Below are 25,441 nucleotides of genomic sequence, written 5' to 3' on the forward strand. Positions count from 1 at the left end.
TAGGATCATGGCCTCTGATGGTTAGCATCGAAGATAAATCGCGGCTAAGGGGTGCGCGTATTGGCACATCCCGGCAGGTATCGACCTCAGAGGCAGCGCAGCATCGCCACTGCCGAAAAAATCCGCCCGCCGCACGCGGCGCGGGCCGCCCCTTCGCCGCAAGATCCCTGAACGGCGGCCCGCAGGTCAGGCCGGAGCCTCGCCCGCCGTTGGCTCAGAGAGGGCGGCGGGGCGCTCCCGCGTCGGTCTGCCCCGGCGCGCGGCCGGTGAGCCTCAGCCGTCCGGCCGCCTCAGATCAGCAGCAGCACCGCAAAGCCCAGGAACGCGAAAAATCCCACCACATCGGTCACCGTGGTCACGAACGCGCCGGAGGCCAGCGCCGGGTCCACGCCAAGCCGGTCCAGAACCACCGGCACCAGTATCCCCGCAAGCCCCGCCACCAGCAGGTTGATCACCATCGCCGCCGCGATCACGCCGCCCAGCATGGGCGACCCGAACCAGACCAGCCCCACCAGCCCCATCACCACGGCAAAGATCAGCCCGTTGATCAGGCCGACGCCCGCCTCCCGCAGCACCACCCGCATCAGGTTGGAACGGGTCAAATCCTTTGTCGCGATGGCGCGCACCGCCACGGTCAGGCTCTGGGTGCCCGCATTGCCGCCCATGGACGCCACGATCGGCATCAACACGGCCAGCGCCACGATCTGCGCGATCGCCGCCTCGAACTGGGCGATCACCAGCGACGCCAGGATCGCGGTCACCAGATTGACCGCAAGCCAGGGGAAGCGCTGCTTGGTCGTCTCAAGCACCCGGTCGTTCAGCCCGCCCTCGCCCACACCGGCCAGACGCAGGATATCCTCCTCCGCCTCGGCATCCTGCACGATCATCGCGTCGTCGATGGTGATCACGCCCACCAGCCGCCCGTCATCGTCGACAACGGGCGCGGAAATCAGATGATACTGGTTGAACGCATAGGCGACCTCCTCCTCCGGCTGGGTCGCGGGGATCGGGCGAAAGCTGTCCTCGGTGATCTGGTTCAGCTCCACCTCGCGCGCGGTCGAGAGCATTCGCCCAAGCGTGATATAGCCCGTGGGCTTCATCCGCGGATCCACCAGGATGATATGGTAGAACTGCTCCGGCAGATCGGCCTTGTGATGGCGCAGATGGTCGATCATCTCGCCAACGGTCCAGTGCTCGGGCGCGCGCACCACCTCGCGCTGCATCAGGCGGCCGGCACTGTCCTCGGGGTAGCTCAGCGCCTCCTCGACGGCGGCCCGATCCGCCTCGTCCAGCGCGTCCAGAATGGCCGCCTGCTGCGCATCCTCCATGTACTCGACAAGATCGACCACATCGTCGCTGTCCAGTTCGCGCACCGCTTCGGCCAGCACGTGGGAGGGCAGAAACGCGATCACCTCTTCGCGCAGACCCTCTTCCAGTTCCGACAGAACCTCGCCATCGATCCCGGTGGACCACAGCTGCAGCAGCGACTCGCGCTCCGCGGCCGAGATCTGTTCCAGAAGGTCCGCCACGTCCGCCGGGTGCAGCGGTTCCATCAGCCGGTCGATCGCGGCCACGTCATCGTCCAGAACGGCGCGCCGCACCTGCCCGCGCAGACTGTCATCCAGCGCGTAGCCGTCTTTCTCTTCCAGCAGGATGTCGTCGGTGTCGTCTGCCATGATCCACCTCGCCCCATTGACGCTTTTCGCCTAACATAGCCCGCCTCCCACCGCTATGACAGCGGATGGCGAAACTGAAATTGCTGAAGGCGCGTTCGATGGAAGACAGATTGCTGCTGGGCCAGACCCTCGCCTTCACCGGAGATCCCTTTGTCGAAGGCCCCGGCGCGGCGCGGCACGACCCGCATGGCGCGGTTTTGATCCGCGACGGCAAGATCGCCGATCTGGGCCCCGCCGACAGGCTGCGCGCGGCCCATCCGCAGGCCGCGGTCGTCGATCACGGGGCCGACCTGATCCTGCCCGGCTTCATCGACGCCCATGCCCACTACCCGCAGACGGCCATCATCGCCTCCTGGGGCAAGCGCCTGATCGACTGGCTGACCACCTACACCTTCCCCGAGGAAATGCGCTTCGCCGATCCGGACCATGCCGCCCGCACCGCGCGGCGTTACCTCGACCTCACGCTTGCCCACGGGACCACGACGGTGGCGAGCTACTGCACCATCCATCCCGCAAGCGTCGATGCGTTCTTCGCCGAGGCGGAGACAAGGGGCCTCCGCGCGCTGGCGGGCAAGACCTGCATGGATCGCGACACCGCGCCCGAGGGGCTGCGCGACACGGCGCAATCCGCCTATGACGACAGCAAGCGCCTGCTGGAAAAATGGCACGGGCGCGGGCGGCTCGGCTATGTCATCACGCCGCGGTTCTCCCCTACCTCCACGCCCGGGCAGCTTGCCGCCCTCGGGGCGCTCTGGGCCGAGCACCCGGAGTGTCTGATGCAAACCCATCTGAGCGAACAGACCGACGAGATCGCCTGGGTCAGATCGCTCTATCCCGACGCGCGGGATTATCTCGACACCTACGAGGCGCGTGGGCTGCTGGGCCCCAATGCGGTGTTCGGCCACGCTATCCATCTGACCCCCCGCGAGGTGGATCGCCTGACCGAGGTCGGGGCTGCGCTGGTCCATTGCCCGACCTCGAACACCTTCATCGGATCGGGGCTTTTCGACATGACGCTGGCCACGAGGCTGCGCGTGGGTCTGGCCACCGATACCGGCGGGGGTTCGTCCTTCTCCATGCTCCGCACCATGGCGGCGGCGTATGAAATCGCGCAGCTTCGCGGTCAGGCACTGCACGCCTCCCGGCTTCTCTGGCTTGCCACACAGGGCAGCGCGAAGGCCCTGAACCTGCACGATAAGATCGGAACGCTTGCACCGGGCATGGAGGCCGACCTGATCGCCCTCGATCTCGCCTCCACCCCTGCCATCGCGCAACGCCACGCGCGCGCAAACGACATATGGGAGGCGGTTTTCCCGACCATCATGATGGGCGACGACCGCGCCATTGCCGCAACCTATATCGCGGGAAGGCCGGTCGGCTGAGCCACGCGCAGATGCCTGCCGGAAACCGGCCTCAGGCACCCGTTCCGAAACTGCCGCGGCGCCGCCGTTCCGGTCGCCCGGAACCCGGCCCGTCTGCGGATCAGCCCATGCTCATCGACACGGCACTTTCCGGCAGTTCCTCGTCGAAGCAACGCTGGTAGAACTCGGCCACGGTCTGGCGTTCCAGCTCGTCGCATTTGTTCAGGAAGGTCAGCCGGAACGCATAGCCCACATTGCGGAAGATGGAGGCGTTTTCGGCCCAGTTGATGACCGTCCGCGGCGACATGACCGTGGACAGTTCGCCATTCATGAACGCGGTCCGCGTAAGATCGGCAACCGTGACCATCTGGGCGATCTGCTTGCGGCCCTTCTCCGTGTTGTAATGCGGGTTCTTGGCCAGAACGATGGCGGTTTCCGCGTCGTGGGACAGATAGTTCAGGGTCGCGACAAGCGACCAGCGGTCCATCTGCGCCTGGTTGATCTGCTGCACGCCGTGATAAAGGCCGGTCGTATCGCCCAGACCCACGGTATTGGCCGTGGCGAAAAGCCGGAAACACGGATGCGGCGTGATAATCTCGTTCTGGTCCAACAGTGTCAGCTTGCCGTCATGCTCCAGAACCCGCTGGATCACGAACATCACATCCGCCCGGCCCGCATCGTATTCGTCGAAGACGATGGCCACCGGGTTGCGCAGCGCCCAGGGCAGGATGCCCTCGTGAAATTCGGTCACCTGCTTGCCGTCGCGCAGCTTGATCGCGTCCTTGCCGATCAGGTCGATCCGGCTGATATGGCTGTCGAGGTTCACGCGCACGGCGGGCCAGTTCAGGCGCGCGGCGATCTGCTCGATATGGGTCGATTTGCCGGTGCCGTGATAGCCTTGGATCATCACCCGGCGATTGTGGCTGAAACCTGCGAGAATGGCGAGCGTGGTGTCCGGGTCGAACTTGTAGGTGCTGTCAACGGCGGGCACGCGGTCGGTCGCCTCGGCAAAGGCCTTGACCTTCATGTCGCTGTCGATGCCGAAGGTCTCCCGGACGGAAATCTCTTCGGTTGGTTTGATATCGCTGCTCATGTTGCCGTCCGCCATATCGTCCTCGGGAGGTTTGTCGTTGAAAACTGTGGTCGCGGGATGCAACATATTGCGATGCGCTGCAAGGGGAAGGGCCGGCAAAGCACAGGATTTGGCGGCCCGCGCCATCTGGCCCCCCGCGCCCGTCCGGCTGAAAACGGGCACCGCCCCTGCCCCGTAAAGCGCCCGTCTGCGCCTTGCGCAGCGGGCCCGTCACGCGGGTTTCGGGATGCTCCCGATCCGCCTGAACGGGCCGCGCCGTCGCCCAAGGCCCCGTGGTGCCCTGTCACCCCGGGCCGCGCGGGCGTGTCGCAGCCCCCCGCATCCGTCCGCCGGACGCGCTAGTTCCAACAGCTCACAAGAACGGTCATGTTCGCGCCCAGACGGGCCAGCGCCTCCCGGCCGAGGGCCTGACCGCCGGGCGCGATCGCGGGCGTGATCCCGGCTTCGGCCAGCACGATGTTGAGCTGGTCGGCGTGCAGCGCGAAGCTCACATCATCGGGCAGCGCCCGCCCCGTGCCGTCGCCCGACAACATCATGCCAAGCACCGCGCCCGTGCTGTCCAGAACCGGCCCCCCCGCCTCACTGTCCTGCGCCGCGATATCCAGCCGCTGGATCGTCTGCTCGCCGTTCAGCCCGGTTAGATCGGCCAATGTGCCGAAGGTCAGCGACGCGGTGGACAGCGCCCCGTCGAAGGGGAAACCGGCCACCGCGATATCCGAGCGCAGCCGCGCGGGCGCGGCGGCAAAGGCCGCATAGGAAATCGGCGCCAGCCGGGATTGAGGGCTGAGAATGGCAAGGCCCAGATCGTCGTCGCGATAGGCCAGTTCCGCCTCATGCACATCGTCGATCAGAAGCCGGGTGCACTGCCCCACCACCTCGCTTGTGGTCAGAACCGTGCCCTGCGCGTCGACATAGAAGCCCGAACGGCTGATATCCGGGCGGCGCACCTCCAGCCCGGCGATCAGGTCGATGCCCTGCTCCGAACCGGGATCGGTCGCGCCGGGGTCCAGCGCGCCGTCAAGAAAGGTCAGGCTCTGCTCCATCATCGGCAGGACACGGGCCATCTGCTCGTCCCGTTCGGGCGGCCAGATCAGGGTGAAGCCCTTGACCTGCCCGTCCTGCAGCCGCGCGACCGTATGCGACCGCAGGCTGGCGCTCTGTCCGGTCAGCAGGAAACTGTCATTGCCCCGCGTCCGCTCGCCGTCAAGCGGCACGATTTCCAGCGTCTGCATGATCTCGTAAAGACCGTGCAGCGTGGCCCGGTCGCCGCGCTGGGAAATCAGCAGAACCTGCACGCCGGACCCGTTGAGGCTGCTGTAATGCGCGAATGGATATTCATAGCGGTCGAAGCGGACCATCGCCATCGGCAGGTTGATCTCGATACCCGCGCGGGTGTCGCGGACCGGCGCCATGCCCAGCGCGGCCAGTTCGCCGGCATAGGCATCCAGCAGCTGCGCCCGCTGGCGGGTGGTCAGGACGCCGGTGGGCTCAAGACCCTCCGCCGCCTGCCAGTCCGACATCGCGCGCCGCGTGCCGGGGCCGAAAGCGCCGTCGATGCCCGCGCGGTAGAACCCGAACCACTGCAGGGCGATCTGCAACGCCTCGCGCGCGGGCCGGTCCAGCGCACGCTCCGACTGGCGGGCCTCCGCCGCCGTCTCCTCCGGCACCATGACGGGCGCTGCCGGGGTGGCGGGCTCGGTGATGAGAACGGGCTCGGCGGCGACGCCGGGCGCGGCGGGGGCCGGGGCAACCGGCGCCACGGGCTCGGCGGTCAGCGTGTTGGCCCCGACGGGCCAGAATTGCTGCCGATAGATCGTGCCCAGCTCGATATAGCTGTCGCGCGGGATCAGGCCCTGCGCGCGCAGGTTGGCAAGCTGCTGGTCCGCCGTCGCCCGCGTGAACGGGCCCAGCGCCAGCGCGTACCAGCCCGAGGCCAGCCGGTAGCCGTTCACATTGTCGATCAGCCGCGAATAGGCGCGGACCCGGGATTCCGCCGTGGCGAGATCGGGATGCGCCTCGATCTGGACCCAGACCCGCTCCTGCGCCAGCGCGCCATTGGCGGAAAATGCCGCCGCGCAGAAAACAATACCAATCGCAAGACACAGTTGCGCAAAGCCGCGTTTCATAAAGACAAACCCCGTATCGTCTGGTTTCAGGGCCGGAATGCCCGCCTCTTATCGGCGCTTTTTAGCAAAGCGGGGGGGATTTGCACGTTGAAATATGACCGCTGCGCCAATTGACCCCTGCTGGGGGCGCCAGTATGCAGGCCCGTGCCCATGAACCACCGGAAATGATCCATGTCCGAACCCGTCCGACCGAAGAGTTTTCAGGAAATCATCCTGCGGCTGCAAACCTACTGGGCGGCGCAGGGCTGCGCGATCCTGCAACCCTACGACATGGAGGTGGGCGCGGGCACGTTCCACCCCGCCACGACGCTGCGATCCCTGGGAACGCGACCCTGGACCGCGGCCTATGTGCAGCCCTCGCGGCGCCCGACCGACGGGCGCTATGGCGAAAACCCGAACCGGTTGCAGCATTACTACCAGTATCAGGTGCTGATCAAACCCAGCCCCCCCGATCTGCAGGCGCTCTATCTGGGCTCGCTGGAGGCGATCGGCATCGAGATGGACCTGCACGATATCCGCTTCGTGGAAGACGACTGGGAAAGCCCGACACTGGGCGCCTGGGGTCTCGGCTGGGAGGTCTGGTGCGACGGCATGGAAGTCAGCCAGTTCACCTATTTCCAGCAGGTCGGCGGGCATGACTGCCACCCGGTCTCGGGGGAGCTGACCTACGGGCTGGAACGTCTGGCGATGTATGTTCTGGGCGTGGACCATGTGATGGACATGCCGTTCAACGATCCGCAATCGGCGATCGCGCTGAGCTATGGCGACGTCTTCCGCCAGACGGAGGCGGAGTATTCGCGGTGGAATTTCGATCTGGCCGATACCGAAAAGCTGCTGGGCGATTTCGAACGCGCGGAGATCGAATGCGCCCGCATCCTCGATGCGCCGGAGGTGGACCCCAAGACCGGCCGGCGGATCGTGATGGCCCACCCGGCCTATGACCAGTGCATCAAGGCCTCCCACATCTTCAATCTCCTCGACGCCCGCGGCGTGATCAGCGTGACCGAAAGACAGGCCTATATCGGGCGGGTCCGGGCCTTGTCCAAACGCTGCGCCGATGCATTCGTGACCACCGCCGCCGGCGGGTGGACGTCGTGACGGGCATGACAACCGATGCCGGCCCGGCCGACCGGTCTCCCTGCGATCCCGGGAAACGCGCGCGGGCCTGTCGCGCCCCGGTTTCAGCCACAGCAGCCCCTCTTCAGACCTCGTATTGGACCTGATCGATGAGCGGAAAGATCATGGCTACCGTCATCGTCCTTGCGACCGTGATTTTCGGCGCCTTCCTGTGGTACTTCCAGACCCGCGCCTATTACGAGCCTGTGGTGGCGCTGTCCGCGCTGCCCGTGACGCTGGCGGATGGCACGGTGATCCCGCTGGATGTCACCGATTTCGAGGGTATCGACGCCGAGACCTCGCCGCTGCGGTTCCGGGCCTGCTTTTCGGTGGCTCCCGAAAGCGCCGCGCGGGTTCTGGCGGGCGGCAGACCAGCCGAAGACGCCGCGCCGCTGATCGCGCCGGGCTGGTTCGACTGCTATGACGCCTTCGCACTGGGCGCGGATATCGAGACGGGTGCGGCACAGGCCATCCGCGCCACGCCCGAGATCGCCCGCGGGGTGGACCGGATCATCGCGCTCTACCCCGACGGGCGCGGCTTCGCATGGCATCAGTTGAACGGAACTCTGGAATAGAGAGGCCGTCGGGGCCACCGAAGGTTCGGTCCGGCTGATGCGGGCCGCGAATTTCGATGACAACCCAAGGGGCGGGTCGGTCAAGAGCACGGTGATCCGCGGCGGCCGCATGATCGACGAAAGCGACGCCGCCGCTATCGACGTCAGGATGATCGCGCTGCCCGGGATGATCCGCGAGGTCGCTGCGGTCTATGGTGAACTGGCCTTTCTCAAGATGGATATCGAAGAGGCGGAGCTTGATCTTCTGGAACATATGCAGGCCGAGGGGCTGTTCGATCTGATCCGGCTGACCGTGGCGGAGACCCATGAAAAGAAGTTCCGCGATCTGCGCCCGCGCTTCGCCGCACTGCGCGCGGCGGTGGGGGCGGCCCATCCGGTCACCCGGGTCAATCTGGACTGGATCTGACCGGCCCGCCACAGGCCCCTGCCCCAAGCCCGACCGTCTCCGGCGGTCATGCAGCCCTTTACCCTGCCCCAACTCCGTTCTATCCACGCCAGCGATGAAACGCCCGCCACATCCGGCGGCCCGTCCCCGGTGAGACGATGCCCGATCTTCTGCTAGAGCTATTTTCCGAGGAAATTCCCGCGCGCATGCAGGCCCGCGCGGCGGATGACCTGAAGCGTCTCGCAACCGATGCGCTGGTGGAGGCCGGGCTGACCTATGCCAGTGCGGGCGCCTTTTCGACGCCGCGGCGTCTGGTGCTGACGGTCGAGGGGCTGACCGAGGCCTCGCCCACGCTCCGCGAAGAGCGCCGCGGGCCGCGGGACGACGCGCCCGAAAAGGCGCTGGAGGGGTTCCTGCGCGCCACCGGCACCACCAGAGACGCGCTGGAGCTGCGCGAGGAGAAGAAGGGCCGGTTCTATGTCGCGCAGGTCGTGACCGAGGGGCGGCCCGCCGCCACGATGATCGCCGAGGCGATCCCGCAGGTGATCCGCAATTTCCCCTGGCCCAAATCCATGCGCTGGGGCGCGGGCGCGCTGCGCTGGGTGCGGCCGCTGCACCGGATCGTCTGCGTGCTCAGCGCCGAAGACGGCGCCGAAATCGTGCCGTTCGAGGTGGACGGGATCGTCGCAGGCAACCGGACCGAAGGCCACCGGTTCATGGCGCCAGAGCCGTTTTCCGTTTCCTCCTTCGCGGATTACGAGACGAAGCTGAAGCGCGCATTCGTCGTGCTCTCGGCCGAAGAACGGGCCGCGCATATCTGGGAGGATGCGGGCAATCTGGCCTTTGCGGCAGGCCTGGAGCCGGTCGAGGACAAGGGGCTTCTGGCGGAGGTCTCGGGCCTCGTGGAATGGCCGGTCGTGCTGATGGGCAGGATCGGCACGGCGTTTCTGGACCTCCCCCCGGAGGTCCTGCAGACCTCGATGCGCGAACATCAGAAATTCTTCTCGGTCCGCAACCCGAAAACCGGCCGGATCGAGCGGTTCATCACGGTCGCGAACCGGGAAACGGCGGATCACGGCGCGACCATTCTGGCGGGCAACGAAAAGGTGCTGTCCGCGCGGCTGTCGGATGCCCGGTTCTTCTGGGAAAACGACCTGCGCATCGCGCGGGACGGGATGGGGCCATGGGCCGATCAGCTCGGCAACGTCACCTTCCACGCCCGCCTTGGAACGCAGGCCGAGCGGATCGACCGGATCGCCCGGCTGGCCCGCGAAATCGCGCCGGTTCTGGGCGCCAAGCCCGATGACGCGGACCGGGCCGCGCGGATCGCAAAGCTCGACCTGTCGTCGGAAATGGTCTTTGAATTCCCCGAACTTCAAGGGCTTATGGGGCGATATTACGCCGAGGCCGCGGGCTTTCCGGCCGAAATCGCCGCCGTGGCCCAGGACCATTACGCGCCCCTCGGCCCCTCCGACGCGGTGCCCGATGCGCCCCTGTCGGTGACCGTCGCGCTGGCCGACAAGATCGACACGCTGACCGGCTTCTGGGCGATCGACGAAAAGCCCACCGGCTCCAAGGATCCCTATGCACTCAGGCGGGCCGCGCTCGGCGTCATCCGGATCCTGCTGAGCAACGGGCTCCGGGTCAATCTGGACCGCTTCATCGACAGCCAGCTTGTCAAACACAAGATCGCCCTGAACCGGGCCGAGGCCAAGGAGGGGGAGATTGCGGCACTGGAGGACGTGCTGGAGGAAATCGCCGATCATGGCGTCTTCGGCGCGGCCTTCGAAACCGTGATGGAGGCGATCCGCAAAAACGGCAAGGACCAGCCGCAGACCGGCGAAGGCTCTCTCCTGCGCAGCGTGGGCGATCTGGTGCCGGATCTGTCCACCGACCTGCTGGCGTTTTTCCACGACCGGCTGAAGGTGTACCTGAAGGGCGAAGGTGTCCGCCATGACGTGATCGACGCCTGCCTCGCGATGCCGGGCCATGACGATCTGTCGCTCATCGTGATGCGCGCGCGCGCCTTGGGCGGCTTTCTGGGCACCGAAGACGGTGAAAACCTGCTGCAAGGCTACAAGCGCGCGGCGAACATTCTGGCTCAGGCCGAAGCTGCCGACGGGGTGGAGTATCGCTACGGCGCCGACGTGAAATTCGCCGAGACCGACGAAGAGCGGGCGCTTTTCGCGGCGCTGGAACGCGCCGAGGGTGCGATCGGACCGGCGCTGGAGGCCGAGGATTTTGCCGCCGCCATGACCGAGATGGCCCATCTGCGCGGGCCCATCGACGCGTTTTTCGAAGCAGTGAAGGTGAATGCCGACAGCCAGATCGTCCGGCGCAACCGGCTGAACCTGCTGCACCGGATCGTGGAGACCTGCACCCGGATCGCCGATCTGGGCCGGATCGAGGGCTGAACCACCGCCCCCCGAGCGGGGCGATCCGGGCCGGCGATGTGTTGGCCGCAGGACGCGGCTTTGCCTAATAACGCATCGTTTCCGATGAAATGCTGGACAGTTCGGGCATCGACGGTATCTTATGCTGCACCTGCAAAGGACGTGCCGAGACATGTTGACGACCCCCGATTTCACGGAAATCACGCCGACGGCGGATGTTCTGGCCACGCGCCATGGCAGCCGGGCCAAATGCCTGCAACGGCTGGTGCGGCTCGATCTGCCGGTGCCGCTTTCGGTGGCCCTGTCCTTCGACACGGTGCGCCAGATCGCCAAGGGCAAGATACCGAACATGGCCGCACTTCTGGGCGTGTTCGGCGAGGGCGCGCTGGTCTCGGTCCGCTCCTCCAGCCAGGCCGCGGATTGGGGCGGGCCCGGCACGATCCTGAATGTGGGCATGAATGACGCGGTGGCCAGCCGGCTGGCCAAGCTGCACGGCCCGGACGCGGCGGATGCGCTTTATCTGAGCTTTATCAAGGCCTACGCGGTCGATGTTCTGCGTCTTGACGCGGATGTCTTCGAAGGGCCGATCACCCCGCGGCTGGCCAAGACCTATTTCGAAGACGAGATGGAGGAGCCGTTTCCGCAAGACCCCGCCGTGCAGCTGACCGAGGTTCTGCGCTCCATGGCGCGGGCCTGGGAAGGCACCACCGCGCGGCTGTTGCGGCAGGCGCAGGGCGCGCCGGCGGATGCGGGCCTCGGCCTCGTGGTGCAGCAGATGGCGCTTGGCATCGGTCAGGGCGCCAGCGGGTCGGGCGTGGTGCAATTCGTCTCGGTCGACCGGGGCGCGCCACAGATCACCGGGCGCTTCCTGCCGCAGGGCCAGGGGCGCGCGGCGCTGAACGAACAGGATGCGCAGTTCATCGAACGCGATGCGCGCGGCCCGGCGCTGGAGGATATCTGTCCCGAACAGGTGGAGGCGCTGCGCAAGGCCGCGGCCCTGATGCGGACGCGCCTGCGCGAGGAAATGCAGATCGAGTTCACGCTGATGAATGGCGAGCTGTTCATTCTCGACGCCGTGCGCTCCACCCGGTCGGCCCGGGCCGAGGTGGCGATTGCCGTCGCACTGGCCGAGGATGGCGTGATCTCCCGCGAAGAGGCGATGACCCGGATCCCCCCCTTCACGCTGAACCAGTTGCTGCACCGGCAGGTGGATGCCAAGGCAGCCCGCGACGTGCTGACCAAGGGCATCGCGGCCGCCCCCGGCGCGGCCTCGGGCAAGATCGTCTTCACCGCGGAGGCCGCGCAAAGCGCCGCGTCGCAGGGGGAGGCCTGTATCCTCGTGCGCCGCGAAACCAGCCCCGAGGATATCCGCGGGATGCATGCGGCCCACGCGATCCTGACCGAACGCGGCGGGATGACCAGCCACGCGGCGGTGATCGCCCGCGGTCTGGGCCTGCCCTGCGTGTCGGGCGCCACGCAGCTGCAGCTGAACGCGCGCAAGAAAACGCTGACCGTTCCGGGCCGCAAGGTGTTTCACGAAGGCGACGTGATCACCGTCGATGGCTCGTCGGGCGAGGTTCTGGCCGGGGTCGCCGCGATGATCGAACCGGCCCTTGGCGGCGCCTTCGCCAAGCTGATGGACTGGGCCGACGCGGCCCGCGACATCGGCATCCGGGCCAATGCCGACACCGTGGAAGACGCCACCATGGCGCAACGCTTCGGTGTGGACGGGATCGGGCTCTGCCGGACCGAGCACATGTTCTTCGATCCGATCCGCCTGACCGTGATGCGGGAGATGATCTTTGCCGAGGAGCCGGGCGACCGGACCGCCGCGCTTGACCGGCTTTTGCCCATGCAGCGCGATGACTTCACGGAGCTTTTCGAACTGATGCAGGGGCAGCCGGTCTGTATTCGCCTGTTCGACCCGCCCCTGCACGAGTTTCTGCCCAACGAGCGTGACGGCATCCGCGCCATGGCCGAGGCGATGGACATGCCGGTCAGCCGCGTCGCCTCCCGCATCGAAAGCTTGCAGGAATTCAACCCGATGCTGGGCATGCGCGGCGTCAGGCTGGGGATTACGGTGCCCGAGATTTACGATATGCAAGCCCGCGCGATTTTCGAGGCGACGATCGCGGCCAGCGAGGGCGGCGCGCCCGTCGTGCCCGAGATCATGATCCCGCTGGTCAGCGCGAAGCGCGAGGTGGAGCTGGTCAAGGCCCGGGTCGATGCCGTGGCCTCCGCGGTCCGGGCCGAAAGCGGCAAGGCCTTCGATTACCGGCTCGGCGTGATGGTCGAAACGCCGCGCGCGGCACTCCGCGCCGGAGAGATCGCCGAAAGCTGCGCCTTCCTGTCCTTCGGAACCAATGACCTGACGCAGATGACCTACGGGCTCAGCCGCGACGATGCCGGGCGCTTCATGTCCACCTATGTGCAGCAGGGCGTGTTTCCCGAAGACCCGTTCCAGCGGCTCGACACCGAAGGCGTGGGCGAATTGCTGCATCTCGGGGCGGAACGTGGTCGCGCGGCCAGACCCGGGCTGATCCTGTCGATCTGCGGTGAACATGGCGGGCACCCGGACTCGATCGCCTTCTCGCGGACGGCGGGGTTCGACTATGTGTCCTGCTCCCCCTACCGGGTGCCGGTGGCCAAGCTGGCCGCGGCCCAGCTGGCAGTGCAGGACAGGGCCCCGGCCTCCGCCGCGGACTGCGGAGCAGAGGATGACGAATTGCTCTGACGAACCTGTGGGTTACGGGGCGAACTTCATGATTCCCGAACCGGAACACCGCTATCCCTAGGGGCGGCGGCCCGGCTGATCACAATATTGAGGGTCGGCTTTACGATATTGTGCCCTGCCGCTAAGAGGCAGATCGCAATTTTGATGATGTCTGTGCAGAGAAGGGGCAGCGGCCCCGGGGTGGATCGGATGGTGGGACGACTGGCAGCAACCGCTTTGGCGGCAGCCATGGTGATGTGGGCCGGGACGGCGCAGGCGCAGGTGACCGCCAGCACCTCCACCGACCCGACCGCGGGGATCAATATCCGGCTGTCTTCCCTGATGGGCGAGGAACGCACCTCGCTCGGCGCCGTCAGCCCCGACCGGCTGCGCCGGATCGGCGCGCCCTTCGTTGGTCGCGGCGCGACGGGCCAGGCCATCTACGACGTCGCCGCGCTGGATGCGATGCCCCGCGCACGCGGGAACGCGCAATGGCAATGCCTGACCGAGGCGCTGTATTTCGAGGCCCGCGGCGAAAGCGTGCGTGGCCAGTATGCGGTGGCCGAAGTCATCCTGAACCGGGTCGACAGCCCGAATTACCCCAATTCCATCTGCGGCGTGGTCAATCAGGGCACGGGCCAGCGATATGCCTGCCAGTTCACCTATACCTGCGACGGCCGGCCCGAGCGGGTGACCGAAACCGCGATGCATCGCCGTCTGGGCAAGATCGCGCGCATCATGATCGATGGCGGCCCGCGCGACCTGACCCAGGGCGCCACCCATTACCACACCACCGCCGTCAACCCCCGCTGGGCGCGGGTCTATCCCCGGACGGCGCGGATCGGCACCCATATCTTCTATCGTCAGGCCTATTGACCCGCAGGTCGTTTTGTCGCCGGGCGCTGCCGCCTTTCGCGCGCGCCTGCCGCGCTCCGTGCTGATAAGCTGATACCCGAGACAGCCACGGGAAAGGCCCCCGCGATGAGTGACGAAACCCGCCTTGCCTTTGCCCATCCGTCGGAACGGGCCAAGGCCACGGCCCCAACCGGGCCGCTGGACCGGATCTCGCTGTCCGATCACGAGCGCGAGGTGGAAATCGGCGCTTTCCAGTCCGAGCGGGGCACGACGCAGCGCGTGCGCTTCAACGTGGTGGTGGAGGTGCGCGCCGTCGCCGACCCCGATGCCGACGACGTGGACCGGATCCTGTCCTACGACACCATCGTGGAGGCGATCGACGGGGAACTGGCCGCCGAACGGCTGAACCTGCTGGAAACGCTGGCCGCGCGCATCGCCGAACGGATCCTGACCCATCCGCTGGCCGCGCGCTGTTTCGTCCGGATCGAAAAGCTGGACCGCGGGCCTTTCGCGCTGGGCGTGGAGATCGTGCGCAGCGCGCCGGAGACGCCCAGGCTCCGTCTGGCCGCGGAAATGCCGCATCCGCTGGTCGTGTATCTGTCGAACGCCGCCATTCTGCGGCCCGATCTGGGCACCCTGCTGGACCGTCTGGCCCACGGCGGCGCGCCGGTGATCCTCTGCGTGGGGCCGGCCGACCTGCCCCGCCCTGAGGCCGCCCATGCGATGCCGCAACGGCGCATCGAGCTTCTGGCCATCGAACAGAATGCCTGGGTTCTGGCCGCGCGCGACGACCGCTGCGTGGTGGTCGAAAGCCGGACCGAACTCGACTGGGCGATGAAGCACGGCCAGATCAGCGTCTGGGCCCCGTCGAAGCTGGTGCTGGATACGGTGGCGGGCCCCGGCCACAGGGTGACCGGCGGGGTCGATCTGGCGCTCTGGCTGGCCGAAAGCTTCGAGGCGGAACGGTTGGTGCTGCTGGGCGGGTCCGCCCCGGACGGCGCGCGCCTGCCGGTGGATGTCTGGCCGGCGGCGGCGCTACCGGAGTTTTAGGCGCAGCTCCGCCATCGGCGCGCCACCCACCATATGGTCCGCCTCGCGCGCGAAACCGGCTTTTTCCAGCACCCGGATGGACGCGGTGTTGGAGGGCCGCACAAGGCCATAGACCTCCTCGGCCTTCAGCGCCAGCCCGGCATAATCCACCGCGCCACGCACGAACTCGCTGGCCAGCCCCTGCCCCCAGAGATCCGGCAGCAGGTGATAGCTGAGGTTGAGGCCGCGATACTGGAACTTGAGGCTGAGCCCCCCCAGCCCTACCGGGCGGCCCGCATGAACCAGCGCCCAGCGGCCGAACCCGTGGCGCTGCCAATGGGCCAGATCGCGACCCAGGCTGGTGGCGCTGCGCGCGGTGTCGAAGGGCGTCGGATCTGGGCGATGTTCCACCAGTTCCTGACGCGCGAAAAGATCGGCGTAGAACGCGGCATCGGACGCCTCGACCGGGCGGCATGTCAGCCTCGCGGTGCGGAAAATCGGCTCCGGCTCTGTGGTGCGTACAGCGATTGTCATGGGCGGAATTTCCCATGCGCGTGCGGTTCCGGCAAGCTGTTTGCGCCCGCGCCGCACTGCGGCGGGCGGGGTTTTGCCACTTGCGATGGCCCCGGCCCGAAGTTACCCGAACGCCATGACACGCTATTTCAGACCGATTCCGTTGCGCGATCCGGCCGCGATTCCGGGCACGAAACTGCTGGCGGGCGGCTGGTGCCGGTTCGACCGGGTGGAGGTTTTGTCCCGCAATGCCGCGCCCCGGATCGTTCCAATCGAGGCGGTTCCGCCTGCGATCCTGACCCGGCTGACGGCCCCGCGCGCCGATCTGGGCGGCATCGCGCTGAACGCCCCGCGGATCATGGGGATCCTGAACCTGACGCCCGACAGTTTTTCCGATGGCGGGCGGTTCAACGCGCCCGATGCGGCGCTGCGGCGTGTGCACGAGATGCTGGATCAGGGGGCCGATCTTCTGGATATCGGCGGCGAATCGACCCGGCCCGGCGCGGTGGAGGTGCCCGCGGAGGAGGAAATCGCCCGCACCGGCCCGGTGATCGCGGCCCTCCGCCGCGGCGGCGTGACCGTGCCGATCAGCATCGACACCCGCAAGGCCGCCGTGGCCCGCGCCGCCCTGGCCGCGGGCGCGGGCATCGTCAACGACATCTCGGGCCTGCGTTTCGATCCGCAGGTGGCCGAGGTGGCCGCCGCCGCCGGCGCCCCGATCATCCTGATGCATTCCGAAGGGCTGCCCGAAACCATGCAGGACGATCCGCGTTACGATCACGTCCTGCTCGATGTCTATGACGCGCTGGAAGCCGCCGTGGCCGCGGCCGGGGCCGCGGGCATCCCGCGCGCGCGGATCATGGTCGATCCGGGCATCGGCTTCGGCAAGCGCGACCCGCACAACCTTGCGCTCCTCGCCCGGATCAGCCTGTTCCACGGTCTGGGCTGCGGCGTGTTGCTGGGTGTCTCGCGCAAGGGCATGATCGGGCGCATCGGCGGGGTCGCGGTGCCCGAGGCGCGCGGTGCGGCTTCGGCGGCGGTTGGCCTATGGGCGATATCGCAGGGGATACAGATGCTGCGGGTTCATGATATAGATGTGCACCGACAAATGATCGCGCTGTGGGAGGCCGCAAGCGGGACGGGCAGTGAAAAGGACGATCAGACATGACGCGCAAGCTGTTTGGCACCGACGGGGTGCGAGGCCGGGCGAACGAGTTTCCGATGACCGCCGAAATGGCGCTGAAACTCGGTGCGGCGGCGGGCCGGTATTTCCGCACCGATGGCAGCCGGGCGCACCGGGTGGTGATCGGCAAGGATACCCGGCTTTCGGGATACATGATCGAAAACGCGCTGACCGCGGGCTTCACCTCCACCGGGATGAACGTGTTGCTGCTGGGGCCCGTGCCGACACCGGCGGTGGGCCTGCTGACCACCTCCATGCGGGCCGATGTGGGGGTGATGATTTCCGCCTCGCACAACCCGGCAAGCGATAACGGGATCAAGCTCTTCGGGCCCGACGGCTTCAAGCTCTCCGACGAGGCGGAGGTCGAGATCGAGGCGTTGCTGGGCGCCGATGTGCAGCCCGCGCAGGCCGAGAATATCGGCCGCGCCCGGCGGATCGACGATGGCCGGTTCCGCTACATGGAGCGGGTGAAAAGCACCTTCCCGCCCGGATTGCGTCTGGACGGGCTGAAAGTGGTGGTGGATTGCGCCAATGGGGCGGCCTATCGCACGGCCCCCGAAGTGCTCTGGGAACTGGGGGCCGAGGTGGTGGCGATCGGCGTCTCCCCCGACGGCACCAACATCAATGACGGGGTCGGCTCCACCGCACCCGGCGCCGCCGCAGCCAAGATCAGGGAGGTCGGCGCGGATCTGGGCATCTGCCTTGATGGCGATGCCGACCGTGTGATGCTGATCGACGAAAACGGCGTCGTGGCCGATGGCGACCAGATCATGGCGCTGTTCGCCAATCGCTGGGCCGAAGAGGGGCGCCTGAACGGGCAGACCCTTGCGGCCACGGTGATGTCCAATCTGGGGCTGGAGCGCTATCTAGCCGAACGCTCGATCGAGTTGCACCGGACCCCGGTGGGCGACCGCTACGTGGTGGAGGCGATGCGCCAGCACGGGCTGAACCTCGGCGGGGAGCAATCGGGCCATATCGTGATGACGGATTATGCGACCACCGGCGACGGGCTGATCGCGGGCCTGCAGTTTCTGGCCGAAATGGTCCGGACGGACCGGCCGGCCAGTGCGCTGGCCCGCAATTTCGAGACCGTGCCGCAACTGCTGAAGAACGTGCGCTACACCAACGGGCAGATGCCGCTGGAGGCGCCGGGCGTCATGGCCGCCATCGCGGCGGGGGAGGCGCGGCTGAATGGCCATGGCCGCCTGCTGATCCGCAAATCGGGCACCGAACCGCTGATCCGCGTCATGGCGGAGGCCGAGGACGAGGCGCTGATGGTCTCCGTGGTCGACGAGATCGTGGGCGCGGTTCAGGCGGCGGTCTGACGCATCGCTCGCAGGGCGCACACGCCGCCCGGTCCGCCGCACGGGGATACCGATGGCGCGGATCACCAATCCTGATTTGACACCGCCCCGCCCTCGCGCGTCAAATCAACCCGGTTCAAATCCGGGAGCTCGCGCCCATGCATATCGGCCTGATCGGCGGCATCGGCCCCGCCGCCACCCTTGTCTACTACCAGCGCCTCACCGTGCGCATGCGCGCGCTGGACCGCAGGCTGGACCTCACCATCGTGCAGGCCGATGTGGGCGATCTGATCCGCAATAACAATGCCGACAATCGCGCGGCGCAGGCCCGGATCTATGCGGAGCTTCTGTCGCGCCTACATGCCGCGGGCGCAGATTGCGCCGCCATCACCTCTCTCGGCGGCCATTTCTGCTATGCCGAGACCGCGGCGATCTCGCCGCTGCCACTGATCAGCGCGATCGCCCCGCTCGACAGCGCCTTTGCCGCCGAAGGGCTCGCCACCGTCGGCCTTCTGGGGACCGAGGTCGTCATGCGCACCGGGCTTTACGGCCAGATGCGCCGCACCAGACCGGTCGCGCCCACCGGCGATCTCGGGGAAATCGGGCTGCTGTATCAGGATATCGCCGTCTCCGGCACCTGCAGCGCGGCACAGCGCCGCCGCCTTTTCGACGAAGGCCGCCGGATGGTGGAGACCCAGGGCGCCGAGGCCATCGTGATGGCGGGCACCGATCTGGGCCTTGCCTTTGACGGCCACGATCCCGGTTACCGCGTGATCGACGCGGTCGACATCCATGTGGATCTGCTCACCCGCCTCGCCGCGGATCAGATCGCGCTCGACCGGATCGCGTGATTGACCGCAAGCGCCGGACATGGAACAGCTTTCTCCATGCTGAACCCGACCCAGATCGCCGCCGCCGCGACCCGCATCGCCCCCTATATCCGACATACGCCTGTTCTGACTGTCGAACCCGGACCGCTCGGCCTGCCCTACCCGGTCCGGTTCAAATGCGAGAACTTCCAGAAGGCGGGCGCGTTCAAGGTGCGCGGCGCGTCGAACGCGGTCTCTCGCGTGAGGTGCCGGCGGCGGGCGTCGTGGCGGCCTCGGGCGGCAATCACGGGGCCGCTGTCGCCTATGCGGCCACCAAGCTTGGCCATAAATCGGTCATCTACGTGCCCCGGGCCATCGCGAAAGAGGAAAAGCTCCGCCGGATGCGGGCCTTCGGCGGCGAGGTGGTGCTGACCGACGGCTCCGTGGCCGATTGCATGACCCTCTATGCCCGGCACGCCGAGGAGACGGGCGCGCTTTCCGTCCACCCCTATGACACCGCGCCCACCCTTGCGGGTCAGGGCTCGGTGGCCAAGGAGATGGAGGAGCAGCTCGACGGTTTCGACACGATCATGGTCGCCACCGGCGGCGGCGGATTGATCGGCGGCGTCGCCGCATGGTTCGGCGACCGGGTCAATGTCGTCTCGGTCGAGACCGAAGGCACCAACACGCTGGCCCGCTCCCTCGACGAAGGGCCGGAAATCGACGTCGCGGCCTCCGGCGTGTCCGCAGGATCGCTCGGCGGCCCCGCGCTCGGCGCGCTGCCCTACGAGATCGTCCGCGAGCGGGTCCGGACCGCCATCGTCCTCCCCGATGCGGAGGTCTACACCGCCGCCCGCCACCTGTGGGAGGCGACGCGGCTGACCGGCGAGCCGGGGGCCGCCACCGCGCTGGCCGCGCTCACTTCGGGCGCCTATGTTCCCGAACCCGACGAACGGGTCGCCGTCCTGCTCTGCGGCGGCAATGCCGAGGTCGACTGGTTCACCGGCTGAGCGTCCCGGGCCCTGCCGGATTGATATACCATTGTTATAGGTGACGCGCGCGTCAGGCGTTGTGATTTCCCCCGCCTTTCAAGCTTTGTTAACCTCCATGGGCGACCTTTCCGGGGTCAAAAGCTGCCGAAATGAGCAGTGTGTCACGACTGAAAGGGTAACACGATGCGTGCAAGACGCCTTTGCGCCGCCATGATCATGGCGGCATCACTACCCCTCTACGCCGCACCGGCCGCCGCAGCCCCCATCCTCTGGCCAGCCGATGGCGCGGGCGAGACGGATCTGGCGCTGCATTGTGCCGCCGTGATGACAGCCTTCGGGCAAGCCTATGAATTTGCGACAGAATTGTCGGGCGCCGAAGACCCGCCCCGGTTCCAGACCCCCGCCCGGCTGATCGATCTGGCAGGCGGCCCCGAGCGTCTGGGCGACATTGCCGAGGTTGCCAGCAGCTGGCGGGATCACTGGGAAAGCCTCGGGCGCACCAGTTTCTACCCCCGCCTCACGCAGACAGGCACGCCCTATCTGGCCGATGACGGGTTGGAACTGCAAAGCGCGGTCAGCCGCTGCGCCGCGTATTTCGACCTGTAAAACCTGCCAAACGGGTGTGCCCGCCGCGATAATGTTCTAGCTTTCCGGGGGAGACCCCGCTGGAAAGGATGCATCGTGCGGCTGCAAGCCATTGTAATAATTTCGTTTATTATGCCCCTCGCCCCGCTGCCGGCCCTGTCGCAGCCCGCCCGGGATTTCGAGACGCAACTGACTGCCGCTCTGGCCGACACCGGTCAGGAGCGGGGCCTTCTGCATTGCGGCGGGCTGTTCCGCGCCTTCGGCGAGGTGTCCGCCGATGGTACGGAGTTGAGCGATCTCGCCATGGAACTGGAAACCGACATGGCTGTTTTCGCGACGGTCGTGCGCGAAAACGAAACTGGCGAGGCCATGGCGCTGGCGATGGAAACGGTCGCACCCGCCATTGAAAACGTCGCCGTGCTCTACCTCTCCCGGTTCCGCAGCAATCATGGCGCGACCGGCACCATCCTCGATCCGGGTCTGGAGGAAAACCTGGCTTATTGCCGGGCCCTGCATGAGCGGCTTGCGGTTCCTGAGGGCTAGGGAACGACGCCTCGCATCTCTCTGTTTTGAAATCATTTTCCGGTATCGCCCGAAGGCGCGGCCCGTTAGGCATCTGCCCGGGGCATGCGCATCCGGCCACAGGGGCCGCAAGGCGCGCCCGGTTGCATCGCAAGCGCCCCGCGCCGCGCCGCCCTCTCTTGCCTCCGCCCCCGATCTGCCCCATCTTCCCCCCATGAGCAAACCACCCGCCGACAACCCCACCGAGCCGTTCAAGAAGGCCCTCGCCGAGGCGACCCGCGTGCTTGCCGATGATCCGGAGCTGGCCGTCACCTATTCGGTGGACCCGCCCGGCGCCACCGCCGACAGCCTGCGCCTGCCGCAGATCAGCCGCCGGATGACCGCCGACGAGATCCTTCTGGCCCGCGGCACCGCGGATGCGCTGGCGCTCCGGCACAAGTACCATGATGTCGCCACCGCGACACGCTATGCGCCGCAGGGTCAGATGGCCCGCGATCTGATGGAGGCGATGGAGGGCGCGCGGTGCGAGGCCGTGGGCGCGCGCGACATGCCCGGGACCGCCACGAATATCGACGCCAAGATCGGCAATGACGCGCGCCGCAAGGGCTATGGAGAAATCCGGCAGGCGGCGGACGCGCCGCTGGCCACCGCCGCGGGCTATCTGATCCGGCATCTGGCCACGGGTCGCGACCTGCCGCCGGACGCGGCCAATGTGATGGAGCTCTGGCGCGGGTTCATCGAGGAGCGGTGCGACGCGACGCTTGAAAACCTCGAAACCGTGCTCTCCGACCAGACCAAATTCGCCCGGCTGGCCCGGCAGTTGATCGACGATCTGGGCTATGGCGATCAGTTGGGCGACGATCCCGACGAAACCGACCCGGAAAACGAGGACAGCGCCTCCGAAGAGGAACAGGAACAGCCCGATTCCACCGGCGACGCTGATGACGACGACGAACAGGACAGCGAGGCCGCGCCCGAGCGGTCGCAGGAGGATCAGCAGGACGCCGCGCAGGCCCAGGTCGAGATGGACGATGCCGGCGACATGGAAGAAGCGGAGGAGCAGGAACTCCCCGATGGCGAGGCCCCGCTGGAGCCCCCGCCCCCTGCCCCGCATTCCGAAGCCGATCCGAATTATACCGTTTTTTCAACGGAATACGATGAGGAGATTCCCGCCGAAGAGCTTGCCGAACCGCAGGAGCTGGAACGCCTCCGCGCCTATCTGGATCAGCAGCTCGAACCGCTCAAAGGCGCGGTCAGCCGTCTGGCGAACAAGTTGCAGCGGCGGTTGCAGGCGCAGCAGAACCGAAGCTGGGAGTTCGATCTGGAGGAAGGCACGCTGGATGCGGGCCGTCTGGCGCGCGTTGTGGCGAACCCGACCACGCCGCTCAGCTTCAAGCGGGAAAAGGACACCGAGTTTCGCGACACGGTGGTCACGCTGCTGCTGGACAATTCCGGGTCGATGCGCGGGCGACCGATCTCCATCGCGGCGATCTGTGCCGACGTTCTGTCGCGCACGCTGGAACGCTGCGGCGTGAAGGTCGAAATCCTCGGCTTCACCACGCGGGCGTGGAAGGGCGGACGCGCGCGGGAGGACTGGCTGGCGCAAGGCCGCGCGCAGCAACCGGGGCGCCTGAACGACCTGCGCCATATCATCTACAAGAAAGCGGACGCGCCCATGCGCCGGACCCGCGACAATCTGGGCCTGATGATGAAAGAGGGGCTGCTGAAGGAAAACATCGACGGCGAGGCGCTGGAATGGGCGCATCGGCGCATGATGGCCCGCCCGGAGGCGCGCAAGATCCTCATGGTGATCTCGGACGGGGCGCCGGTGGACGATTCAACCTTGTCGGTTAACCCCGCGAATTATCTGGAAAAACACCTGCGGGACGTGATCGCCATGGTGGAAAAACGCCGGGCTGTGGAATTGCTTGCCATAGGCATCGGTCATGACGTGACCCGCTATTACAATCGCGCCGTGACCATCACCGACGTGGAACAGCTGGCGGGCGCGATGACGGAGCAACTGGCGTCCCTCTTCGATGCAGACCCCCGCGCGCTGGCACGGGTCATGGGCATCAAACGGGCGTCATGACGCCGCACCCTGCGCCGACCGGATCACGGGAGCGGGCACCGCCCGCCGATGGCCGATTGGCGCCAGGCTTGGCCGCGAAGCTGCGGAAACCGAAACGCAGGATTCGGCTTGCGAGGGTTTTTCTATCAAACGACTTGCACCGGGGCGGTTTCACCTATCATATCGCCGGACCGAGCCTGAGCGGCAGTCCGGGCGCGGCACAGTCCCGCACGGCGCGCCGCACGGTTCTACCGCCCTGTTTCACCTGGGAACCGTGATCTCCGATGCCTGACACCGCGCAGAACTTTCAGTCTTTTACCGCGACCACACGCCCGGATCAGGGCCCGCCCCGCCTTGCCGAGCTGCGCGCGGAGATGGCGCGCGCGGGTGTGCAGGGCTTCCTGATCCCCCGCGCCGATGTCCATCAGGGCGAATACGTCGCCCCGCGCGATGAACGCCTCTCATGGCTGACCGGGTTCACCGGTTCGGCCGGGTTCTGCGCCGTGCTGCCCGAACGTGCGGGCGTGTTCGTCGACGGGCGCTACCGCCTTCAGGTGAAGGCGCAGACCGATACGGCGCATTTCACACCGGTGAACTGGCCCGAGACCAAGCTGGAAGACTGGCTGATCGCCGAACTGCCCAAGGGCGGCGTGGTCGGCTTCGACCCCTGGCTTCACACGGTGGCGGAGATCGAGCGGATGGAGGGCGCGCTGGCGCCACATCAGATCAGCCTGCGGCCCGGGGCCAATCTGGTCGATGCCATCTGGCCCGATCAGCCCGGCCCGCCCTTGGCCCCCGCGCGCGCCTGGCCGGACCGGTTCGCGGGCAAGACCGCGGCCCGGAAACTCGCGGAATGCGCGGAAACGCTGAACGATGCGGGCCATGGCAGCGCACTTCTGACCCAGCCCGACAGTATCTGCTGGCTTCTGAACATCCGCGGTGCGGACGTGGCCCATACACCGCTGGTCCATGCCTTTGCGTTGCTTCATGCCAAGGGAACGCTGGATCTGTTCATTGCAGCGGAAAAGCTGGTGGATCTGAACCTGCCCGAGGGCGTGACGGCGTATCCGCCCGACGCGTTGAGCGATGCCCTTGCCAAAGCGCCCCAGCCAGTGCGGCTGGATCCGGCCTCGGCCCCGTTTGCAGCGAAACAGGCCCTCGATGCGGCTGGGCGCGAGAGTACGCAGGACAGCGACCCGTGCCTTTTGCCCAAGGCCCGCAAGACCCCGGCCGAGATTGCGGCCACCACGCAGGCCCATCTGCGCGACGGCGCGGCCATGGCGCGGTTTCTGCACTGGTTCGACGAAAACGCCTCCTCCGGTACCCTGCGTGAGATCGACGTTGCCCGCGCGCTGGAGGGGTTCCGGGCCGAAACCGGCGCGTTGAAGGAAATCAGCTTCGACACGATTGCAGGCGCGGGCCCGCATGGCGCGATCGTCCATTACCGCGTGACGGAGGAGACGAACGCCCCGGTGCTGCCAGGCCAGCTTTTCCTGATCGACAGCGGAGCGCAATACGAAGACGGGACCACGGATGTGACCCGCACGCTTCCGGTGGGCGAGGTCGGCGCGGAAGAACGCGAAGCCTTCACCCAAGTGCTGCGCGGGATGATCGCGATCCATCTGGCCCGCTTCCCGAAGGGCATTACCGGGCGCGATCTGGACGCGCTGGCGCGGGCGCCGCTCTGGGCCGCGGGCCGCGATTTCGACCATGGAACGGGGCACGGCGTGGGCGTCTATCTGGGCGTTCACGAAGGACCGCAGCGGCTGTCTCGCAACGGCACCGTTCCGCTGGAACCGGGCATGATCCTGTCGAACGAGCCCGGCTATTACCGCGACGGCGCCTTCGGCATCCGGCTCGAAAACCTCGTCGTGGTGGCCGAGGCCCCGGCCCTGCCCGGTGGCGATGACCGGCCGATGTTGCATTTTGAAACTCTGAGCTATGTTCCCATCGATCGGCGACTTATTGACCGGGGTCAGCTTGGCGCACTGGAACTGGATTGGCTGAACGCCTATCATGGCGAGGTTGCCGCACGGATTGGCCCGCTTCTGGAGGGAGAAGCCGCCGCCTGGCTGGCCGAGGCCACAGCGCCGCTCTGACATCAAATCGTTACAGGCCCGAAGCACATGCTGGCCCCCGG

General features: G+C 67.1%; 19 protein-coding genes and 1 pseudogene. 16 read left to right on the forward strand and 4 right to left on the reverse strand.

All coding sequences use genetic code 11. From position 1 onward, the window contains the following. Positions 1-290 precede the first annotated feature (290 nt). Positions 291-1,676, reverse strand: a complete 1,386-nt coding sequence (gene mgtE / locus ACQ651_RS09400; RefSeq protein ID WP_430449119.1) for a magnesium transporter — start codon at positions 1,674-1,676, stop codon at positions 291-293. Between the two features lie 65 nt (positions 1,677-1,741). Here mgtE and guaD point away from each other — a divergent pair, with 65 nt between their 5' ends. Continuing rightward, positions 1,742-3,058 carry a guanine deaminase gene (gene guaD / locus ACQ651_RS09405; protein WP_430449120.1) on the forward strand — a complete coding sequence of 439 codons (1,317 nt, stop codon included), beginning with the start codon at positions 1,742-1,744 and terminating at the stop codon, positions 3,056-3,058. A 100-nt stretch (positions 3,059-3,158) separates the two neighbouring features. On the opposite strand, the gene cobS is transcribed toward guaD, so the two are convergent. After that, positions 3,159-4,145 carry a cobaltochelatase subunit CobS gene (gene cobS, locus ACQ651_RS09410; RefSeq protein WP_121897284.1) on the reverse strand — a complete coding sequence of 329 codons (987 nt, stop codon included), beginning with the start codon at positions 4,143-4,145 and terminating at the stop codon, positions 3,159-3,161. Positions 4,146-4,468: 323 nt separating this feature from the next. After that, the gene (locus ACQ651_RS09415; RefSeq protein WP_430449121.1) at positions 4,469-6,256 is read right to left on the reverse strand and encodes a serine protease; all 1,788 of its coding nucleotides are present in this window, start codon (positions 6,254-6,256) and stop codon (positions 4,469-4,471) included. Between the two features lie 171 nt (positions 6,257-6,427). Here ACQ651_RS09415 and ACQ651_RS09420 point away from each other — a divergent pair, with 171 nt between their 5' ends. From ACQ651_RS09420 to ACQ651_RS09450, 7 genes and pseudogenes are all read left to right on the forward strand, one after another. Continuing rightward, positions 6,428-7,354, forward strand: coding sequence for a glycine--tRNA ligase subunit alpha (locus ACQ651_RS09420; RefSeq protein WP_375551959.1), 927 nt, complete (start codon positions 6,428-6,430; stop codon positions 7,352-7,354). 128 nt (positions 7,355-7,482) lie between these two features. Next, a complete protein-coding gene (locus ACQ651_RS09425; RefSeq protein ID WP_430449122.1) occupies positions 7,483-7,947 on the forward strand; it encodes a DUF6446 family protein in 465 nt (154 codons plus the stop codon). Positions 7,948-7,969: 22 nt separating this feature from the next. Beyond that, a pseudogene (locus ACQ651_RS09430) lies at positions 7,970-8,353 on the forward strand (FkbM family methyltransferase); the annotation flags it as partial. A 137-nt stretch (positions 8,354-8,490) separates the two neighbouring features. Continuing rightward, the gene (glyS, locus tag ACQ651_RS09435) at positions 8,491-10,746 is read left to right on the forward strand and encodes a glycine--tRNA ligase subunit beta (protein ID WP_430449123.1); all 2,256 of its coding nucleotides are present in this window, start codon (positions 8,491-8,493) and stop codon (positions 10,744-10,746) included. Between the two features lie 151 nt (positions 10,747-10,897). Continuing rightward, positions 10,898-13,459, forward strand: coding sequence for a putative PEP-binding protein (locus ACQ651_RS09440; protein ID WP_227284652.1), 2,562 nt, complete (start codon positions 10,898-10,900; stop codon positions 13,457-13,459). 189 nt (positions 13,460-13,648) lie between these two features. Continuing rightward, entirely contained in the window at positions 13,649-14,314 is a 666-nt protein-coding gene (locus tag ACQ651_RS09445) for a cell wall hydrolase (protein WP_430449124.1), read from the forward strand. 105 nt (positions 14,315-14,419) lie between these two features. Further along, on the forward strand, positions 14,420-15,343 hold the full coding sequence (locus tag ACQ651_RS09450) for a dihydroneopterin aldolase (protein WP_227284654.1): 924 nt from the start codon (positions 14,420-14,422) through the stop codon (positions 15,341-15,343). Here ACQ651_RS09450 and ACQ651_RS09455 read toward each other — a convergent pair. Then, the gene (locus tag ACQ651_RS09455) at positions 15,329-15,856 is read right to left on the reverse strand and encodes a GNAT family N-acetyltransferase (RefSeq protein WP_430449125.1); all 528 of its coding nucleotides are present in this window, start codon (positions 15,854-15,856) and stop codon (positions 15,329-15,331) included. The two genes, ACQ651_RS09450 and ACQ651_RS09455, sit on opposite strands and share 15 nt — an antisense overlap. Before the next feature lie 115 nt (positions 15,857-15,971). Between ACQ651_RS09455 and folP the strand changes: the two genes are divergently transcribed. The 8 genes from folP (at position 15,972) to ACQ651_RS09495 (ending at position 25,400) form a co-directional block, all read left to right on the forward strand. Next, positions 15,972-17,003 (forward strand): dihydropteroate synthase, encoded by a 1,032-nt coding sequence (gene folP / locus ACQ651_RS09460; protein WP_430449126.1) that lies wholly within the window; start codon positions 15,972-15,974, stop codon positions 17,001-17,003. After that, positions 17,000-18,343: a phosphoglucosamine mutase gene (glmM, locus tag ACQ651_RS09465; protein ID WP_430449127.1), complete on the forward strand. Its 1,344-nt coding sequence runs from the start codon at positions 17,000-17,002 to the stop codon at positions 18,341-18,343. Before folP ends, glmM begins: the two co-directional genes overlap by 4 nt. 137 nt (positions 18,344-18,480) lie before the next feature. Beyond that, positions 18,481-19,173 (forward strand): aspartate/glutamate racemase family protein, encoded by a 693-nt coding sequence (locus ACQ651_RS09470; RefSeq protein ID WP_430449128.1) that lies wholly within the window; start codon positions 18,481-18,483, stop codon positions 19,171-19,173. A 155-nt stretch (positions 19,174-19,328) separates the two neighbouring features. Beyond that, on the forward strand, positions 19,329-20,141 hold the full coding sequence (locus ACQ651_RS09475; protein WP_430449129.1) for a pyridoxal-phosphate dependent enzyme: 813 nt from the start codon (positions 19,329-19,331) through the stop codon (positions 20,139-20,141). A gap of 165 nt (positions 20,142-20,306) precedes the next feature. Continuing rightward, positions 20,307-20,729, forward strand: coding sequence for a hypothetical protein (locus tag ACQ651_RS09480; RefSeq protein ID WP_430449130.1), 423 nt, complete (start codon positions 20,307-20,309; stop codon positions 20,727-20,729). Between the two features lie 111 nt (positions 20,730-20,840). Continuing rightward, positions 20,841-21,251 (forward strand): hypothetical protein, encoded by a 411-nt coding sequence (locus ACQ651_RS09485; protein WP_430449131.1) that lies wholly within the window; start codon positions 20,841-20,843, stop codon positions 21,249-21,251. A 193-nt stretch (positions 21,252-21,444) separates the two neighbouring features. Next, the gene (gene cobT / locus ACQ651_RS09490) at positions 21,445-23,322 is read left to right on the forward strand and encodes a cobaltochelatase subunit CobT (protein ID WP_430449132.1); all 1,878 of its coding nucleotides are present in this window, start codon (positions 21,445-21,447) and stop codon (positions 23,320-23,322) included. Positions 23,323-23,585: 263 nt separating this feature from the next. After that, positions 23,586-25,400, forward strand: a complete 1,815-nt coding sequence (locus ACQ651_RS09495) for an aminopeptidase P family protein (protein ID WP_430449133.1) — start codon at positions 23,586-23,588, stop codon at positions 25,398-25,400. Positions 25,401-25,441: the final 41 nt, after the last annotated feature.

Origin of the sequence: Rhodophyticola sp. (genome assembly GCF_965284195.1) — a bacterium.
GTDB lineage: Bacteria > Pseudomonadota > Alphaproteobacteria > Rhodobacterales > Rhodobacteraceae > Rhodophyticola.